Origin of the sequence: Microbacterium sp. 5K110, assembly GCF_005774735.1 — a bacterium.
In the GTDB taxonomy this organism is placed as follows: domain Bacteria; phylum Actinomycetota; class Actinomycetes; order Actinomycetales; family Microbacteriaceae; genus Microbacterium.
This window is the reverse complement of the sequence record NZ_VBUM01000009.1, coordinates 48,102-62,437: the sequence shown is the minus strand read 5'-3', so window position 1 is coordinate 62,437 and position 14,336 is coordinate 48,102. Positions and strand designations below refer to the sequence as shown.

Here is a 14,336-nt window from a genome sequence, read left to right as displayed (position 1 = left end):
GTTGTGCGCCGCCGGGCGGTGGCTGGACGGGCGGGTGGATGCGGCGCCGCCCGCTGTTCGCCGACACAACTCCTGCTCTCTCGCCCCTCGGGCTCGGCGGGGTGGGTGGCAGGCCGGTATTGCAGGAGTTGTGCGCCGCCGGGCGGTGGCTGGACGGGCGGGTGGATGCCGCGCTGCCCGCTGTTCGCCGACACAACTCCTGCTCTCTCGCCCCTCGGCTCCGGTGGGGTGGGTGGCAGGCCGGTTCTGCAGGAGTTGTGCGCCGCCGGGCGGTGGCTGGACGGGCGGTGGATGCCGCGACCGCGGCGCCCCACGCGGCGCGACACTCCACGGGTGAGCTGCCCGGCTCGCGCGGGTGAGGCGCCCGTGCAAGACTCGGGGCATGGAGTACCTGATCGCCGGCGCCGTGTGCGCCGCCGGGCTTGTCATCCCCGCTGTGCTCGGCTTCACGTCGCCGCACCGCCGTCGTCGGTCCGCACCTCCCGGCCGCTGAGCCGCCGTTCGATCGGACTCCGTGCTTCGGTCGTTCCCGACCGATCAGAACCCGGGTTCGCTGTCGTCGCGGGGCGCCCCGCGGACCTGCAGCTCGTTCAGCGCCTGGGCCAGCTTGCGTGACGAGGCGTCGAGCACCGTGTGATAGCCGAGGCGCTTCGCCTCGGACGCACGCTGCGCCGCTTGCGTGACGTTGCGGATCTCTCCGGTCAGCGTCAGCTCGCCGATCGCGGCGAGCCGCTTGGACACCTTGCGGTTCTTGACCGCGTTGGCGACCGCGATCGCGATCGCGAGGTCGGCGGCGGGCTCGATGAGGCGCACCCCGCCCACGGTCGAGACGTACACGTCGCGGTCGGACAGCGTCAGGCCCATGCGGCTCTCGAGGACGGCGAGCACCATCGCCACGCGCGACGCGTCGACCCCGTTCACGATGCGTCGGGGGTTGGGAGCCGTCTGGCGGACGGCGAGTGCCTGGATCTCGACGGGCAGCGCACGCCGCCCCTCCATCGCGATGGTGACGCACGTGCCCGGCTCGGGCTCGCCCTGCCCGAGGAACAGTGCGCTCGGGTCGGTCACTTCGGCGATGCCGGTGCCGGTCATGTCGAAGCAGCCCACCTCGTCGGTCGGGCCGAAGCGGTTCTTGAGCGCCCGCACGAAGCGCAGCGACGTCTGCCGGTCGCCCTCGAAGTGGCAGACCACGTCGACGAGGTGCTCGAGGATGCGGGGTCCGGCGATCGAACCGTCTTTGGTCACGTGACCGACCAGGATGATCGGCAGTCCTCGCTCCTTGGCCACGCGGATGAGCGCGGATGCCACCTCGCGGACCTGCGCCGGCTGCCCGGCGGCCCCGTCGCTGTGTGCCGACGAGATCGTCTGCACCGAATCGACGATGAGGAGCCCCGGCTCGACCTGGTCGACGTGGCCGAGGATGGTGGCGAGATCGGTCTCGGAGGCGAGGAACAGCTCGTCGTGCAGCGCCCCCGTGCGCTCGGCGCGCAAGCGCACCTGCGCCGCGGACTCCTCCCCGCTCGCGTACAGCACGCGGCGACCAGCGTGAGCGCTCTGTGCGGCGACCTCGAGCAGCAGCGTCGACTTGCCGACGCCCGGCTCACCGCTGAGCAGGATGGCCGCACCGGGGACGATGCCGCCGCCCAGCACCCGGTCGAACTCGCCGACTCCGCTCGTGCGGCGCGGGGCGTCCTGCGTGTCGATCTCGGTGATGCGCCGGGCCGCACGAGCGGCGCCCGGGGCCACCGGCACGATCGAGCGGACAATGCCCGTCTGCTCGGCGGCCTCGACCACGGTGCCCCACGACTGGCACTCGCCGCATCGGCCGACCCACTTCAGGGTCGTCCAGCCGCACTCGGTGCACCGGTATGGGGCGGGAGCGGAAGCGGGACGACGGGATGCCATGGGCCCAGGCTACGCGGGGCCTCCGACATCGCTGGCTCCGGGTCGTGGCATCCGGTGCCGCCCGTGCCCGACAAACGCCATTCCTGTCGAGACACGCGGCGTCAGGGCGTTCCTCACCACGACGAGCGTTTATCGCGCGGTCGCCGCACCCGCCCGGGCTCAGTCGCGGAGAGAGTCGGCGACGGTCGTGAGCGCGTCGGCGGACCGGCGGAGGAGCGTCAACTCCCGCGCGGAGAACGGCGTGCCGGCGACCGGCCTCGCGCCCTTCGCGCTGACGATGGACGGTACCGACAGCGCCATCCCGGTGATGCCGTGGAAGTCCTGCAGCACGGTGCTGACCGGGAGGATGGCGTGCTCGTCGCGGAGAATCGCCTCGACGATGCGGGCGCTGGAGAGCCCGATCGCGTAGTTCGTCGCGCCCTTCCCTCGAATGACCTTGTAGGCGGCGTCGCGGACGTCGACCGCGATGGCATCCAGTTCGGCCTCGTCGAAGCGCGTGCCGTCCGGGAGGTCGTATTCGGTGATGGGAACCGACCCGATCGTGGCGGTCGACCACAGGGGGAACTCCGTGTCGCCGTGCTCGCCGACGATCCACGCGTGCACGCTCGAGGTGGCCACGCCCGCGCGCTGCGCGATCTTCCAGCGCAGTCGTGACGTGTCGAGCACGGTGCCCGACGCGAAGATCCGCTGCGTGGGCAGGCCGGTGGCTTCTTGCGCGAGGACGGTGAGGACGTCGCACGGGTTCGTGACGATGACGTAGATCGCGTTCGGGGCGACCTCGAGCAGGTCGGGCATCATGCGACGGATGATGCCCGCGTTCGTCGCCGCCAACTCGGTGCGGGTCTGGCCGGGGTTCTGCTTCGCGCCGGCGGTGATCACGACGACGTGCGAGCCCTCGGCGACCGAGACGTCGCTGCCGCCGGTGATGTCGCTGGATCCGGTGAATTGCGTGCCGTGGGCGAGATCGAGCACCTCGGCTTCGACCTTCGCCTCGGCGATGTCGTACAGGGCGACGTGCCGGGCCGAGCCGCGGATGAGGGAGGCGTACGCGACGCTGGCCCCCACGCTCCCCGCGCCGACGACGGTCAGTTTGGAGTTCTCGATCACGCTCATGTCTCGATCCTGGCACCGTCACCGGGGTTCGACCAGGGTGGTCTTTCGACGATGGACGACCGGATGCCACGGCCTCTGCCCGCATCGATTCGCGGCATCCCGCCGAGTGTCGTAAGCTGGTCGGCGGTGACGTGTCCGAGCGGCCGAAGGTGCAACTCTCGAAAAGTTGTGTAGGGTAACCCCCTACCGTGGGTTCAAATCCCACCGTCACCGCCACCACGAAGGCCCCGAATCCCGCAGAAATGCAGGGACTCGGGGCCTTCGTTCTGCCACATGGCGAGGTGTCTCGCGCTGCGTCTCACCGGCGGCGCCGCTGCGATCGTTCACGCGCACGTGTCCGGCGGCCCCGGCGCGTGAGGCTGACGCTTCACGATGCCGCCCCATGCCGCCAGAGGGCGGCGGGGGCCGTCTCTTTCCGGCGAGCACGCAGTAGGGCCCCGAGCCAACGCCCGAGGCCCTGCTGGTGAGGACGTCGCTACTTCTGCGCAACGACGCGCTTCTTGATGCTCACGTACCAGGCAGCCAGGAGGCCGGCCACGAGGAGCTGCACGAAGAACACGGTCACGTAGTGACCCGTCAGGCCTCCGATGAGCAGGCCGAGGCCGATGCTCAGGACGGCGACCACGATCACCGTCACGAAGTACGTGCGGAAGGGATCTCCATGGCGCATGACGTTCTCCTCTCGTCCGTTACAGCCTGCACGGTTGTGCTGTCCTCCCCAGTTCATCGCGGTCGCCGCGGGGAGTGACCGGACCGGCCGCGGACCGGGCACTCGCCCGGTGGGACCTTCGACCCGCACCCGTCCGCGGGTCGCTCGTAGAGTGCGGAGCAAGGGCACGGCTCGAGGAGGCTCCCATGGAGAACATCGTCGTGGGCGTGGATGACAGTGCCGCGGCACGTTCCGCGCTCGCCTGGGTGGCGCACCGCTCGACGGCCCACGCCGCCGATGTCGACGTGGTGCACGTGGTGTCGGATGCCACGGCCCACCGCCAGTCCGACGAGGACGTTCTCGCGAACGCGGAGCGGTCCTTCCGCTCGGCCGCGCCGGAGCAGAACGTGCGGTTCCATGCCGCCGAGGGCGGGGTCGCACGAACGCTCGGCGAGCTGTCCGCCGGCAGGGATCTCCTCGTCATCGGTGTGGACCCGGATCATCCGCTGCGGACGGCACTCCGCGGGTGGCTTCCGGTCCGTGTCATCGCGCGCACCGTGCCTCCCGTCTGCATCGTGCCCGTCGGATGGGCGCCACGAGACGGCAGTGTCACGGTCGGCCTCGACGACGATTCGTCGTCGGAGGAGGCGCTGACGTTCGCGGCGAGGGAAGCGGATGAGACGTCGCGCCGGTTGCGGATCGTGCACGCCTGGCACCTGCCGGAGCCCGAGATCGACGGCTCCGCGGCGTTGCTGGTGAGGCCGGACCGGCTCCTTCAGGAGCATCGCAACACGCTCGACGCCGCCACGAGGTCTGTGCAGAGCCGCTTCCCGCGTGTGCACGTCGAATCGGATCTGGTGCGCTCGCACCCGGCCGACGCTCTTCTGCAGCACGCCCCGACCGCGACGATGATCGTGATCGGCACCCACCGCGAAGGGGTTCTCGCCGGCGGGTACCTCGGGTCCGTCGCTCAGGACATCCTCTGGCGCGCGGGGTGCCCCATCGTGGTCGCACCCTCGGCGGGGTTTCCGGCGAAGGGGGCCGGACGGTGAACCGCGCCGTGCGCTGGCTGCTGGTCGTTCTGCACGCGATGGTCTCGCTGACGGCGATCGCGGGCGGGACGATCCTCGTCCTCGGCGCTCTCGACTCGGGCTTCGCCTCGACGTGGGAGCCGGCGGCGGACTACCTCGAGGGTTCGCCCTTCTCCTCGTATCTCGTTCCCGGCCTCGTGCTCGTCCTGTTCCTCGGAGGGCTTCAGGGACTGGCCTCCGTGATGCAGCTGCGCGCGTCGAGAGGGGCACCCCTCGTGTCCGCGGTCGCCGGGTTGGTGATGTTCGTGTGGATCTTCGTGCAGATGATGTACATCCCCTTCTCGGTCCTGCAAGCGGTCTACTTCGTGATCGCGCTCGTCCAGGTGGCGGCGGTGCTCATCGACTCCGATGTGCTCACGCGGGCCGGCGTCCCGGGGCTGATCCGGACCCCGCCCCGGACGCGACGCGCGCAACGCGGCTGACCCGCCGCCTCTCTTCGCGGACGCGGCGCGACGGCCGCCCCTGCTGTACGAGCACGATTCGCCGTGCTACATCGACGGGCGGGCGCCCGGCACGACGCAGATCGGGCGGCGGAGGGCGCCGACGAGATCCAACCCGATCGATCCGAGGAATCCGCCCGCGACGATGCCGCGCCCGTGCGTGCCGATGACGATCGTGCTGCTGCGCTCAGCGGCCCGGGTCAGCGCCGACGTGGGGTTGTCCCTCACCAGCTCCGCAGAGACGGCGACGTCCGGATACCGCTCGCGGACGCGGGCGACAGCGGCTTCCAGGATCCGCTCGTGCTCCGCGGCGACCTGGTGCGGGCTCAGCCGCACGGCGGAGTGCCCGCCTCCTTCGGGACTGCCCATGAGCCAGGAGTGGATCACGCGAAGCGGCACACGGAGCCGAACGGCGGTCTCGGCTGCGAACAGGAGAGCCGTCGTCGACGAGTCGTCGTCATCCACGCCGACGGTCACGGGGTCGTCGGTCGCGGACCATTCGGCCGGAACGAGTGCCGTGGGGATCCGGGAGCGGGCGGCCATGCGGAGGGGCGCCCACCCGTTGAGTATCGTCCGCATCCGGAATCCCGGATGAATCCCGAGGACGAGCAGGTCCGCGTCACGCGCGGCCTTCGTCAGGGTGGTGGGCATGAGCCCGTCGACTCGCGTCACATTCGCCGGGATGCCTGGAACCAGGCTGTGCCACCGCCGGGCCGCGGCATCCAGGACCCTGTCAGCTTCTTTGCGGTCGGACGAGAACATGTTGGTCACCAGGATGACCGTGACCTCTGTCTGCTCGGAGCGGGCTCGGAAAGCGGCCCACTCCAACGCGGCATCCGACTCGGGGCTGCCGTCATACCCCAGAACCACCCGCTCCATGGCCTCACTCCCTCCGGATGCCCCGAGCGTAGGAGGGCCGCTGAGCGGACGGTGGGCAGAAGGTCCCGCGGTCAGAGCTCGGGGTGCCCCAGTCGGAAGACGGCCGCCTGCGTGCGCGATTCCATCCCCAGCTTCGTCAGCAACGACGACACGTAGTTCTTGACGGTCTTCTCCGCGAGGCCGAGTCGTTCGCCGATCTGGCGGTTGGTCAGCCCGTCCGCGATGAGGGCGAGCACTTGACGTTCGCGGAGACCGAGGGAGCCCAGTCGCGGATCCTCGTCTTGGGAGCGCTCGCGCAGGCTCGACGCCGCGCGGGCGGCCGCGGCGGTGCGCATCAGCGAGCGGCCCGTGCTGACGGCGCGGATGTCTTCGAGCAAGCGCATGGCGGCGATGTCCTTCAGCAGGTACCCCGCCGCCCCCGCGACGACGGCGGCGTACGTCGCGGCGTCGTCGTCGTACGCCGTGAGGATCAGGCACGCGACCTCGGGCATCGACGAGCGGATCTGCCGGCACAGGTCGATTCCGCTGCCGTCGGGCAACCGGACGTCGAGGACGGCCACGTCGGGTCGAGCGGCCTCGATGCGGGCCAGCGCATGGCGGACGGTGCCCGCCTCGCCCACCACCTCCAGATCAGCGGCGTCGTCGATGAGGTCGGCGAGCCCCCTCCGCACGATCTCATGGTCGTCGACGAGAAAAACACGCGTCATGGCGCTGACTCCTCCGTGTCGTGTCCGTCGAGCGGGACCCGCCACTGTACGCGGGTACCGTCCGGGCCTGTATCGAGCGTGAGGGCACCGCCGCGGGCGCCCGCGCGCTCGGCGAGGTTGTGAAGACCGCTCCGGCGGTCGCTGCGGATGCCCGTGCCGTCGTCGGTGACGATGATCGACACCTCCCGCTCCGTGACGCCGACATCGAGCGAGATGGTGTGCGCCCGCGCGTGCCGCACGCTGTTGGACAGGAGCTCGCGAGCCACCCCCACGACATCCTCCGCCAGCGGCCCGGTGATGGTGTTGTCGACAGGGCCGGCGAATCGCAGGGCGGGCGGTCGGCGAAGCGCCCCCGACAGCTCTGCGACGACATCGATGAGTCGATGGCGAAGCGAACTGCCGTCTCGGGTGGAGATCGCGAAGATCACGGTGCGGATCTGGGCGATCGCATCGTCCAGTTGGCCGATGACCTGATCGACGCGGCTCCGGTCGCGGGGGTCGTCCAGAGTGAGCGCCACCGACTGCAGAGTGAGACCCGATCCGAAGATCTGCTGGATGACGTGGTCATGCAGATCCCGTGCGATCCGCGCACGCTCGTCACTGAGGATCGCTTTGTGCTGTTCGCTGCGCGCGCGCGAGAGTTCTAGCGCGATGCTCGCCTGGGAGGACAGATCGCCCAGCACTTCCAGCTCGAGCGCGGTGAACTCGCGCTCGCCGGGTGCGCGAGCGACGGTGAGCGCACCCCACGTACGCTGGCGCGTGCGCATCGGCGCGGCCATGGCCGGTCCGGTCTCCTGATCCACGGTGAGCAAGGTCGGATCCGGTCGGCTCGACACGTGCGGCGCGGTCGCGACTCGGACGCCGCCGTCTTCCATCGCCCTCGCCGCGATGCTGCCGGAGTCGATCGACGTCGTGCCGAGCAGGTCGAGTTCGTGGGGCCCGCGGGCGGCGGCGACGCGCAGCACGTCGACCTCGTCGGTGGGGACAACGATCGTCACCCGCGTGCCCGCCGACAGGTCCACGATGCGTCCCGCGATCAGGTCGAAGACCTTGTCCGGTGGGGTCGAGAGGATGGCCGCGGACAACTCCGCCGTCGCCGTCATCCACGCCGCGCGGGTGCGTGCTTCGTCGAAGAGGCGCGCATTCTGGATGACGAATCCCGCCGTCGACGCCAAGGCCCGGAGCAGCTCCTCGTCCTCGGCGGAGAAGGACCCCCGACGCGCATTGGTCAGATAGATGTTGCCGAACACGTCGCCGCGAACCGTGATCGGCACCCCGAGGAACGAGTCCATCCGCGGATGGTGGCTCGGGAATCCCGCGGCGCGCGGATCGGCGTCGAGATGCACCAGCCTGATCGGCTCGGGATTCGCGATGAGCGCCCCGAGGACGCCGTGGCCGCGGGGAAGATGACCGATGGCTGCAGCGTCCCCCGCAGCGAGCCCGACGTGGATGAACTGATCGAGGGAGGACCGATCGGCTCCGATGACGCCGAGTGCGCCGAACTCGGCATCGACCAGCTCGACCGCTGCCTCCACGACACGACGCAGGACGACGGGCAGCTCGATCTCGCCGACCATGGTCTCGACGGCGCGCAAGAGCCCGCGCAGACGTCCCTGCGAAGACCGCACGCGCTCGGCCTGGGCGATCAGCTCCGCTATCGCTTCGTCCAGTTCCACCCGAGGTGCGTCGGGAAACGATAGGTGGTCTTCGCGCGTCATCGGAGGCCCCCTCTTCCGGAGTCCAATCTACGACCGAGTTCGCCTGCTGACCAGGACAGCAGGACCTTCGACCCGCCCGGATGCCACCTTCCGCGGTGTACTCGAGGAAGGAGGGCCATCATGAGCCACGAGCCGACCGACGCCTCATCCGTCGCGACCCTGAGCACCTCCGAGTGCTGGCGGCTGCTCGAGACCCAGCGCCTGGGACGATTGGCGCTCATCGACGCTGCCGGGGAGCCGCGGATCTACCCAGTGAACTTCGCCAGTCGCGACGGCGTCCTCTACATCCGCAGCGCGAACGACGCGAAGCTGCGCTTCTTGCGGGCGCGCCCGACGGTCGCGTTCGAAGTCGATGGGCAGGACGGCGACGAACGGTGGAGCGTCGTGCTGCGCGGAGAAGCGGCCCGGGTCGATGCGGACGCGGAGATCCGCACCAGCAGAGAGACCGACCTGCGTTCGATGAGCCCGACGCCCAAGCCGTACGTCATCCGCCTTCATGCGCGCAGCGTGACGGGGCGCCGATTCCCGGAGCACGGCAGCGATGAATCGGAGGCGCCGATGCGTGCGCGGATCATCGTTCCGACGGCCGAGTCGCTTCCCCCTGCCGGGCGACGCCCGCACCCGATCCCGAGCTTCACGCCGCTGAACGACGACTGACCGGCTCGGAAGACCACGGATCCGCCGGCGGGGCGTGGGGCCCTCGCCGGCGGATCGCCGAGGCGCTCACCGGATGACGGCGGTGACCGTGGGCAACTGATCCAGAAGCGCTTGGCTGGTCGAGCCCAGGAGGAAGCGAGCGATCGCTCCGCGCCCGTGGCTCCCGACGACGAGCAGCCGCGCGCGGTGAGCCGTGCGGGCGATGACCGCCGCCGGATATCCGGACTCGACCACGGTGTGCACCGTGAGGTCGGGGTAGTCCTGCCGGAGCCCGGCGAGGGAGATCGCGAGAGCCTCCGCCGTGAGGTCCTGCATGCGCTCGAGATATCCCGGCGGATAGGTCTCCATCTCGAACGGCACGGGAACGGGCGACCACGTCATCACCGCGGTCAGGGGTTCGTCGAGACGATCCGCCTCCGCTGCGGCGAAAGCGACGGCCTTCTCCGACGACTCCGACCCGTCGACCCCCACCACGACTCCGGTGCGTCCGTCTCCGGCGTCGTCGGGAACGACGACCACCGGGCAGTGCGCCGCGGCGGTGATCCGTACGCCCCGCACGCCGCGCAGGTGAGAGCCGCCGTGCGCGAAGTCGCTGCCGAGGACGAGCAGGTCGACCCGCTGCGAGACATCGAGGAGCCGGGCGACGGGATCGCCCCGCTCGAGCAGTGTCTCGGTCGTCGCCCCGGCCGAGCGCGCTTGCGCCGCCGCCGACTCCAGCATCGCCTCGGTCACCTGCGTCGCATGGTCGAGGAGCGGCTCCTCGCCACCGACCCCTCTTCCGGACCCCACGACGGACACCAGCAACAGCCGTTCCCGTCGTGCCACCGCACGCTCGATCGCCCACTGGAGGGCCCTCCGGGCTCCCGATGCATCGGTCACACCGACCGCAATGGTCTCGCTCATGATCGCTCCTCTGCTCGTGCCGCTCGTCGGCTACGGCCCACTCTGCCGCCGGCCGATCGCGTCCGGCGGGACCTTCGACCCGCCGACGCGGTCCCCGACCGCGAAGACTCGAGGGAGGCCACGATCGAAGGAGAGGTCATGCGAGTAGCAGTCGTCCAAGAGTTCGGTTCGCCCGCGGCAGTGGAGGAGCGGCCGATCCCGCACCCCGGTCCGGGACAGGTGCTGGTCCGGCTGGAGACCTGCGGGCTGTGCCACACCGACATCCACGCGATGAACGGGGACTGGCCGGTCAAGCCCGGTCTCCCGCTCGTTCCCGGGCACGAGGGCGTCGGCATCATCGAGGAGCTCGGCGCCGGGGTGACCTCCCGCACGGTCGGGCAGCGCGTCGCGATGCCCTGGCTCGGCCACGCGTGCGGTGAGTGCCGCTACTGCGTCGACGGGCGGGAGAACCTGTGCGAGCAGCAGTTCAACAACGGCTACGGCGTCGATGGGGCGTACGCCGAATACATGCTCGCCGACGCGCGTTTCGCCGTCCCGGTGCCCGACGGTGTGACTCCTCTCGACGCTGCGCCCTTGACCTGCGCGGGCGTCACGACGTACGCGGCCGTCAAGAACGCCCGGATCACGCCGGGCGAGACCGTCGCGGTGTTCGGCGTCGGCGGGCTCGGTCATCTGGCCGTGCAGTACGCGCGTCTCGTGGGGGCGAAGGTGGTCGCCGTCGACGTGACCGAAGACAAGCTGCGGCTCGCCTCCGAACTGGGGGCGGATCACGTGGTGAACGCGCTCACCACGGATCCGGTGGAGGCGATCCGGCAGTACGGAGGAGCGGATGCCGTGATCGTTCTGGCCGTCGCTCCCGCGGTGTTCCGGCAGGCGTTCGACTCGCTCAACCGCGGAGGCCGACTCGTGCTGGTGTCGCTGCCTGCGGGCGGCGAACTGACCGTCCCGATCTTCGACACCGTGCTCAAGGGCATCAGCATCATCGGCTCGATCGTGGGTACCCGTCAGGATCTCGCCGAGGTGTTCGCCCTGCACGCGCTCGGACGCACCCGCGTGATCACCGAGACCCGCGACCTCGCGGACGTCAACCGCTCGGTCGACGAGGTGCTGGCGGGAAGCGTGCCCGCCCGGTTGGTCTTCGCCTACCACACGGCCGATCTCGTACCCGTCGCGAAGGTTGCGGACGCCGCCGAGTAGAGCAGGGGCTTCATACGGGCGTCGGTCGCGACCCCACGACGCGAGAGCCCGGCGAACGCGCCGCGTCGAGGAACAGAGTGAGCACCGTGCGCCACGAATCGGATGCGCACGGACTCAGGGGGCGAGCAGAGAACTCAATTCCTCTCCGGCGGCACGGAGGGCGTCGATTCTCGGAGCTGCTTCGTCGCCGACGAGGAGCGCGGTCGTGCCGATGAGGCCGATCGCGGCCACGGCGTCATGGCCACCGCCGAACACGGGTACGGCCACCGACTCCAGCCCGGGGCGCCGCAGATCGGCCCACGCCAGCCCGTCCCGGCGTGCCTTGGCGAGCTCGGCCTGTTCCGTTCGGGCTTCGGCGGGGGGCAAGGCAGCGAGCGCGCGCGCGACGGCGTTCGGGTCGGTCTGGTACGCGAGGAGGATGCGGGATTGTGCGGCGCGGGGTTCGAGCACGGTGCCCGGGCGCACGGTGAGCAGGATGGTGTCGTCGGGGGCCTCTTCGACCAGTGTGGCGATCGCCCCGCCTCGCCCCGGCAGGCTGAGCACCGCTGTCAGGCCGGCGCGGTCGGAGAGCCGGCGCAGCACGGGCGGCGCGAGAGTGACCAGCTGCTGCCGGGTGGAGACCAGGGCCGCGAGCTGGTCCACGAGCGGGCCCAGCCCATTTCCCGCGGAGAGAAACCCCGCCGTCTGCAGCGCGTGCAAATAGCGATGAGCGGTCGAACGGTTCAGCCCGAGGCGGTCGGCGACGAGTGCGGGAGTGAGGGCGTGGGTGTTCTCGTCGAAGAGGGCGAGCACCGCCGCGGCGCGGTCGATCGACTGGATCGGTCCTCGATCATCCGCATTCGGGGTGGTGCTGCTGCGCATGGGCCAAGTCAATCATCCGCATCACTTGATGGCGATCGCATTCGGTGGTGAGCCGACGCCGCCGACGAGATGGAGCGGCTTCACGGTCAGGAGGAATTCGTATCGGCCGTCTGCTGCGCAGTCCGCGGCGAGCTCGTCGAGTCGCCAGAGCTCCCCCATGGCCATTCCGAGTAGGGCGATGAGCGGTCGGTGCAGCATGCCCGCGTGGTCGACGCCGCGCTCGGGCGGCCGATCGTCTGCGGAGCGGAAGTCGCTCTCGATCACCGGATCGGCCTCGACGGCGAGGTTGTCGGCTGCGACCAGGGCGATCTCGTTGTCCCACAGCCAGCGGAGCACGCTCCTCTTCTGCGCGAGACCCGGGCTGAGTCGCCACGGCGCGGTCGCTCGTTGCGCGGGGCTCTTCGCGAGGTAGGTCTCTGCCCATCCGGTCCGCAGGAGCAGCAGATCACCCCCCGCGAAGGTCACCCCCTGGGAGCGCGCGATCTCGTCGAGCAGCGGCGCATCGAGCGCGATCGTGCTGTCGCTGCTGTAGGAGCGGCCCTCGGCGGCGAAATACCTCGGCACGTCCAGCAGGACACCGCGGCCGACGATCCCCGCGTCGGCATACGTGTGGATGCCGAGTGCCGTCGAATCGCCGGTGTTGTGCTCCGGGGCGAGTCCCCCGTAGAAGCCCCGGCCCGGCTGGCCGATGTGGCGGAGAGCGTCGAGCTGCGACGACGACTGCAGGTAGAAGGAATCCACCCAGTCGTCCCGATGGAACTCGTTGTTGGAGAACACATGATGCTCGATCGGCCGGCGCGTCCCCGTCGGGTAGGGCTCGAACGCGTCGATCGGGTAGTCGAGCCCGAACCAGCGGCCCGTGCGCACGAGCTGCGCAGCGGCGGCGGCGCGATCGGGGGAGAGGAAGTTGGTGGTGCCGAGTTCGTCCTCGGGACCGAAGTGGGCCCAGCTCGTGCCGTCGGGGAGGTCGTCGTACGCGGGGCGGGGCCCCCCGCCGAGCCGGGATCCCCGTCCGGCGGGGGGCGTTTTGCTCATCGGTCAGCCCGCGAGCCAGTTGGTGAGCTTCGTGGACGCGTCGTTGAAGTTCTTCGTGTACCAGGGGATGTCCTGGAGGACGGTGGTCCCCGCGTTGGTGGCGGGGTTGTACACCTCGACCTGGGAGGTGAACTCGTCGAGTTTCGGTTGCGCGGCCTCGTTGATCGGGGCGACCCCGAGGAGCTCGGAGATCTTCGCCACCGGGCCCGGCTCCATGACGCTTGCGAGGAACTGTTCGGCCGCCGTCTTGTGAGGTGATCCCTTGGGGACGGCGAAGGCATTGATCGAGGCGACCGTGACGTCCCACACGACGGTCACATCGGTCCCCTCCTGCAGGAGCGGCACGATACGGGAGTCGGGAAGGAAGAACATGTCGACCTGTCCCGCCGACACGGCCTGCTGCAACGCGCCGACATTGGGGGCGAAGGTCGTCGAGGACCGGATGGTGTCCAGCTCGTCCAGAGCCTTGTCGACGTCGAGCGGGTAGAGCTTCTCGGGGTCGGCGCCCCCGGCGATGGCGGCGTACTCGAGGATCCCGTTCTGCAGATTGGTGACCATTCCTCGGGTACCCGGGAACTTGTCCACGTCGAAGAAGTCCTCGACGGTCTTGGGCCCGCCGTTGGGGAAGGCATCGGTCCGATACGCCAGCGGCGTCGCGTTGATCCAGTTCGCCGTGTAGCACTTGCCGATCGAACCGGGTGCCAGATCCGCCTCGGGAACGGAGAGGGTGATGTCCAGGGGCTCGAAGAGCGTGTCGCAGTTCTGCTCGGCGGCGTACGGAGCGGTCGCGACGACGTCCCACTGCACGGCTCCGACGTCGACCTGGGCCTTGACCTGCGCGACGTCCGGCGGCGACGTGTTGACGAAGGTGACGTTCGGGTGCGCCTCCGTGTACGGCTTCTGCCACGCCTCGATCTGCGCATCCTGTCCCGCGCCGCCGTAGCCGACGTAGGTGATGGTGACGGGCGCGTCCGCGCCGGGCTCCGTCGGTGCCGACGAGCCGGCGCAGCCGGCGAGCAGGCCGATCGCCGTCAGGACGCCGACCGCGGTGACGGTGCTGCGCCGGCGGATGGTTGTGGTCTGGGACATCGCTGTCCACCTCCGATTCGTATGTACTGCTGCGTGCCCGAAACGGTTTCGGGAGTTGTCGACGGAGTCCCAGCCGTCGATGGGTCGCGGAC

General features: G+C 70.1%; 15 protein-coding genes and 1 tRNA gene. 6 read left to right on the top strand and 10 right to left on the bottom strand.

Annotated features, from left to right (window positions below; translation table 11 throughout):
- A partial coding sequence (locus FE256_RS18350; RefSeq protein WP_212743474.1) for a hypothetical protein occupies window positions 1–359 on the top strand: 359 nt, incomplete at its 5' end.
- Between the two features lie 178 nt (window positions 360–537).
- Here FE256_RS18350 and radA read toward each other — a convergent pair.
- Window positions 538–1,905 (bottom strand): DNA repair protein RadA, encoded by a 1,368-nt coding sequence (gene radA, locus FE256_RS04385; protein ID WP_138173154.1) that lies wholly within the window; start codon window positions 1,903–1,905, stop codon window positions 538–540.
- A 159-nt stretch (window positions 1,906–2,064) separates the two neighbouring features.
- Entirely contained in the window at window positions 2,065–3,018 is a 954-nt protein-coding gene (locus FE256_RS04380) for an L-lactate dehydrogenase (protein ID WP_138173152.1), read from the bottom strand.
- A 125-nt stretch (window positions 3,019–3,143) separates the two neighbouring features.
- Here FE256_RS04380 and FE256_RS04375 point away from each other — a divergent pair.
- A tRNA-Ser gene (locus FE256_RS04375) sits at window positions 3,144–3,234 on the top strand.
- 259 nt (window positions 3,235–3,493) lie between these two features.
- Here FE256_RS04375 and FE256_RS04370 read toward each other — a convergent pair.
- Complete coding sequence (locus tag FE256_RS04370) at window positions 3,494–3,688, bottom strand: hypothetical protein (protein WP_138173150.1); 195 nt, start codon at window positions 3,686–3,688, stop codon at window positions 3,494–3,496.
- A 185-nt stretch (window positions 3,689–3,873) separates the two neighbouring features.
- Here FE256_RS04370 and FE256_RS04365 point away from each other — a divergent pair, with 185 nt between their 5' ends.
- Window positions 3,874–4,719 carry a universal stress protein gene (locus tag FE256_RS04365; RefSeq protein WP_138173148.1) on the top strand — a complete coding sequence of 282 codons (846 nt, stop codon included), beginning with the start codon at window positions 3,874–3,876 and terminating at the stop codon, window positions 4,717–4,719.
- Window positions 4,716–5,180 (top strand): hypothetical protein, encoded by a 465-nt coding sequence (locus FE256_RS04360; RefSeq protein ID WP_138173146.1) that lies wholly within the window; start codon window positions 4,716–4,718, stop codon window positions 5,178–5,180. Before FE256_RS04365 ends, FE256_RS04360 begins: the two co-directional genes overlap by 4 nt.
- A gap of 66 nt (window positions 5,181–5,246) precedes the next feature.
- Here FE256_RS04360 and FE256_RS04355 read toward each other — a convergent pair whose 3' ends face one another.
- The 3 genes from FE256_RS04355 to FE256_RS04345 all read right to left on the bottom strand — a co-directional run bounded on the left by FE256_RS04355 (window position 5,247) and on the right by FE256_RS04345 (window position 8,460).
- Window positions 5,247–6,077: a universal stress protein gene (locus tag FE256_RS04355; protein ID WP_138173144.1), complete on the bottom strand. Its 831-nt coding sequence runs from the start codon at window positions 6,075–6,077 to the stop codon at window positions 5,247–5,249.
- A 71-nt stretch (window positions 6,078–6,148) separates the two neighbouring features.
- Window positions 6,149–6,784: a response regulator gene (locus FE256_RS04350; RefSeq protein WP_138173142.1), complete on the bottom strand. Its 636-nt coding sequence runs from the start codon at window positions 6,782–6,784 to the stop codon at window positions 6,149–6,151.
- A complete protein-coding gene (locus tag FE256_RS04345) occupies window positions 6,781–8,460 on the bottom strand; it encodes a sensor histidine kinase (RefSeq protein ID WP_171024195.1) in 1,680 nt (559 codons plus the stop codon). The genes FE256_RS04350 and FE256_RS04345 overlap by 4 nt, the downstream gene beginning before the upstream one ends.
- A 162-nt stretch (window positions 8,461–8,622) precedes the next feature.
- Here FE256_RS04345 and FE256_RS04340 point away from each other — a divergent pair, with 162 nt between their 5' ends.
- Complete coding sequence (locus tag FE256_RS04340) at window positions 8,623–9,159, top strand: pyridoxamine 5'-phosphate oxidase family protein (RefSeq protein WP_138173138.1); 537 nt, start codon at window positions 8,623–8,625, stop codon at window positions 9,157–9,159.
- 66 nt (window positions 9,160–9,225) lie between these two features.
- On the opposite strand, the gene FE256_RS04335 is transcribed toward FE256_RS04340, so the two are convergent.
- Window positions 9,226–10,062 (bottom strand): universal stress protein, encoded by an 837-nt coding sequence (locus FE256_RS04335; protein WP_138173136.1) that lies wholly within the window; start codon window positions 10,060–10,062, stop codon window positions 9,226–9,228.
- 138 nt (window positions 10,063–10,200) lie between these two features.
- On the opposite strand from FE256_RS04335, the gene FE256_RS04330 reads away from it, so the two are divergent.
- Window positions 10,201–11,259, top strand: a complete 1,059-nt coding sequence (locus tag FE256_RS04330) for a zinc-dependent alcohol dehydrogenase (protein ID WP_138173134.1) — start codon at window positions 10,201–10,203, stop codon at window positions 11,257–11,259.
- 114 nt (window positions 11,260–11,373) lie between these two features.
- Here the strand turns inward: FE256_RS04330 and FE256_RS04325 are convergent, their stop codons facing one another.
- The 3 genes from FE256_RS04325 to FE256_RS04315 are packed head-to-tail and all read right to left on the bottom strand — an operon-like array spanning window position 11,374 to window position 14,244.
- Window positions 11,374–12,120 carry an IclR family transcriptional regulator gene (locus FE256_RS04325; protein ID WP_138173132.1) on the bottom strand — a complete coding sequence of 249 codons (747 nt, stop codon included), beginning with the start codon at window positions 12,118–12,120 and terminating at the stop codon, window positions 11,374–11,376.
- 21 nt (window positions 12,121–12,141) lie between these two features.
- Entirely contained in the window at window positions 12,142–13,155 is a 1,014-nt protein-coding gene (locus FE256_RS04320) for a cyclase family protein (RefSeq protein WP_138173130.1), read from the bottom strand.
- A 3-nt stretch (window positions 13,156–13,158) separates the two neighbouring features.
- The gene (locus FE256_RS04315; RefSeq protein ID WP_138173128.1) at window positions 13,159–14,244 is read right to left on the bottom strand and encodes an extracellular solute-binding protein; all 1,086 of its coding nucleotides are present in this window, start codon (window positions 14,242–14,244) and stop codon (window positions 13,159–13,161) included.
- Window positions 14,245–14,336 lie beyond the last annotated feature (92 nt).